We start from the raw sequence: 3,139 nt of genomic DNA on the forward strand, positions 1-3,139 counted from the left end.
GGATCTGGGTTACAGAACTGGTGATATTATGTCAGCAGACATGACCCCAGTTGGCTGTCGGGAGATGGGTCGAGTCGCGATCGCGGCCTTATCCTAGCTTCGATCCAGCTCCAGCGGGATGTTAATTGTCTTCCTAGGCGAAGCTCGCGTCAATGACAGATCGGGTGCGATCGATTTCAGTATGTAATTTAACTGCAAATTCACCCGCATCGATCTTAAAAATATTCAAAAATAATTTTAGGAACAACTACTTTGTTTACGATTGAGCCGCCTCCAGCCAAATCTATTCCCATGTCGCAGTTCAACTCTCAAATCCCGATCGATCCGGCACTCCTTAGGGCTGCGAAAGATATCTATACTTTTTATTGTCAGGTTAACCCCGATCGCGATCGCCGCCGCCAGCCGATTGGGGTGGCAATGCATAAACTTAGTTATCGGGGTAAATTAATTTTTAGTAGTTTTCCGATTCTGCTGCCTGAAGAGTATTTTATCTCGATCGACCAGTTAGAAAATTAGGTACAGCTCGTTGGTTTGATGTGAAGTGGTTAACGGAATTTCTCACCCCAGTCGGGGCATGATAGATTTAGTTTATCTCTATCTGCATCTACAAAGCAGATCGCTATAGTAGTGAATATTTACGATACGATCGTTCAAGTTATAGTCTTTTGGTTGGGTGCGGCGATCGGCAGCTTTCTAAATGTAGTCGTCTATCGCGTTCCGGCTGGTCTTTCGATCTTATGGCCGCCATCGCGGTGCCCAAAATGTTTTCATCAGCTCGGTATGGATGAAAATATTCCGATCTTGGGCTGGTTATTATTACGCGGTAAGTGTCGGCATTGTCAGACGCCGATTTCGCCACGTTACCCGATCGTCGAAGCTGTAACGGCGATTATCTTTGTCCTGGTTTACAATCGCTATGGTCTGTCGATTCAGACGATCGGGTATTCGCTGTTGATGTGCTGGCTGCTCGCACTCACCCTGATCGATCTTGATACAATGACCCTCCCCAATCCGCTCACCCAATCGGGACTAGTGCTGGGGTTGGCATTTCAATTTGCCGCTGGTTTTTTAGATAGCAATCATTCGATCGCGGGCGGGCGAGAATACCTGATCCAAGGCATCCTGGGCATGTTAGTAGGCATTTGGCTCTACGATACGATTGCCCTCGTCGGCAGCATTATGATGGGTCAATTGGCGCAAGGTGGCGGCGATGCCAAACTGATGGCGATGATTGGTGCGTGGTCGAGCTGGAAAATTGTCCTACTGACTGGCGGCATTGCGTCAGTGCTCGCGATCGGGGGATTTGTGGCTGTGGCAGCTTACAGCGCGATCATGGGTCGGAGCTTCAAAGCTGGCGCAACTCAATTAATTAAACCTTTACCGTTTGGCCCCGCGATCGCTTTAGGTGGCGCAATTGCCCTATTTCGCGGCGATTTGCTGATCGATAGTTATCTACAGTTGATGAGATCTCCCGATCGCTATTTAGTCGGAATCCCAGTAGTCGTATTTTTATTAATCTTATTGGTCTGGACGCGCCGGATGCGGTTACGCGGATCTTAAGGTCGATCGACTGAAAATAAGGTTGATATTCAAGCGGCGATCGGTAGAGACACCGAATCGCCTTTTGAATTTTTGTTAGTAAGCTAAAGTCTCTAAAGTTTCGCGCAGATAGCGTTGTACCAGGGTATCAGGATTGAGGTCTGCCCGTTCTGGAGTAGATAGTTGTGATGCCCAGTTTTGAAACCCCGAACTAGCAGATATTGCTTGTTTGAGGCTAGTCCAAATCGAGGTATCGTTAGTTGGAGTGGGTGAGGAGATACTCATCTGAAAACTATGCCAAAAATGAATAATTTTGTGGTGGCGAGAAGTTCTTAAAATAACTTTGCTCACAATCTTTATCATAACTTAATTTAATCTACTGTCCAGTTATTTGGGTAACAATTGCCAGGATCGATACATCTGGCTGAGTTGTCACCAAATCGATCGATTTAGCCACAAAATTTCCAGATCTCGCGTTACCATGCGATAATATCCCAAAATTGAGTCTGCGAACTGTGTTAAACGGATTGTAGATTTCATCAGCTTAAGTTATTTCGCTCGATCGATTTGGTGCAATGCTGTAGCATTAAAATCTAAATAGTTACGGCATCAATGCGGTCTTTTCGATCGAGTGAACATATTCATCGCTGTAAATTGGTATCATATATAGCTATTTTAGAAAGCTATTCAGAATTATTATTTATTGGTGTTAAGAGCCAGAGAGGAACAAAGCTGTGAGTGGAAACGAATCCCGGATGCAAGCAATTTATCAAATTACTAACCGCGAGCCAATGCCGCCTAAGGCTCCGAAACGGCTCGAAGATCTGTGGGCGTGCGATGTCTTCACCTTGAGCAAGATGCAAGAAAGTCTGCCCAAGGATGTCTTCAAATCTGTCAAAAAAACGATCCAAACTGGCGAACCGCTAAATATTGCAGTTGCGGACTCTGTAGCAGTCGCCATGAAAGATTGGGCGATTTCCAAAGGCGCACTCTATTACGCGCACGTATTCTATCCGCTGACAAATGCGACCGCTGAAAAGCACGACGGGTTTGTTTCCGTCCAAAGCGATGGTTCGGTGATCTCCGAGTTTGCTGGCAAACTGCTAGTCCAAGGCGAACCCGATGGCTCGTCCTTCCCCAATGGTGGCATCCGCTCGACCTTTGAAGCTCGCGGTTATACGGCCTGGGACGTGACTAGTCCAGCCTTCATCATGGAAACCGATAATGGTTCCACCTTGTGTATCCCGACGGTATTTGTCTCGTGGACTGGGGAAGCTCTCGACAAGAAGACGCCATTGTTGCGATCGAACGCCGCGATGAACAAATCCGCTACTAGAGTCTTGAAAATCTTGGGCAATACCAATATCGCCCCAGTGAATTCTAGTTGTGGTGCCGAGCAAGAATACTTCTTGGTCGATGCCAACTTTGCCAATAGTCGTCCCGACTTATTACTGGCTGGCCGCACGCTATTTGGCAAACCACCCGCTAAAGGTCAACAATTTGACGATCACTACTTTGGTGCCATCCCAGAGCGCGTGCAAGTCTACATGCAAGATGTCGAGGAAAAACTCTACCGCCTGGGTATTCCGGCCAAAACTCG

General features: G+C 47.0%; 4 protein-coding genes. 3 read left to right on the top strand and 1 reads right to left on the bottom strand.

Features of this window, described 5'->3' with window-relative positions:
• Positions 1–291 precede the first annotated feature (291 nt).
• Positions 292–516, top strand: a complete 225-nt coding sequence (locus RMO27_RS00160) for a hypothetical protein (RefSeq protein WP_309727878.1) — start codon at positions 292–294, stop codon at positions 514–516.
• 111 nt (positions 517–627) lie between these two features.
• Positions 628–1,560 (top strand): prepilin peptidase, encoded by a 933-nt coding sequence (locus RMO27_RS00165; RefSeq protein WP_309727880.1) that lies wholly within the window; start codon positions 628–630, stop codon positions 1,558–1,560.
• A gap of 75 nt (positions 1,561–1,635) precedes the next feature.
• On the opposite strand, the gene RMO27_RS00170 is transcribed toward RMO27_RS00165, so the two are convergent.
• Entirely contained in the window at positions 1,636–1,890 is a 255-nt protein-coding gene (locus RMO27_RS00170) for a hypothetical protein (RefSeq protein WP_309727882.1), read from the bottom strand.
• 383 nt (positions 1,891–2,273) lie between these two features.
• Here RMO27_RS00170 and RMO27_RS00175 point away from each other — a divergent pair.
• Positions 2,274–3,139 (top strand): glutamine synthetase III (locus RMO27_RS00175; RefSeq protein WP_309727884.1); only part of this gene is annotated, 866 nt, incomplete at its 3' end.

It is taken from the genome of Chamaesiphon sp. OTE_75_metabat_556, assembly GCF_031378165.1.
GTDB lineage: Bacteria > Cyanobacteriota > Cyanobacteriia > Cyanobacteriales > Chamaesiphonaceae > Chamaesiphon.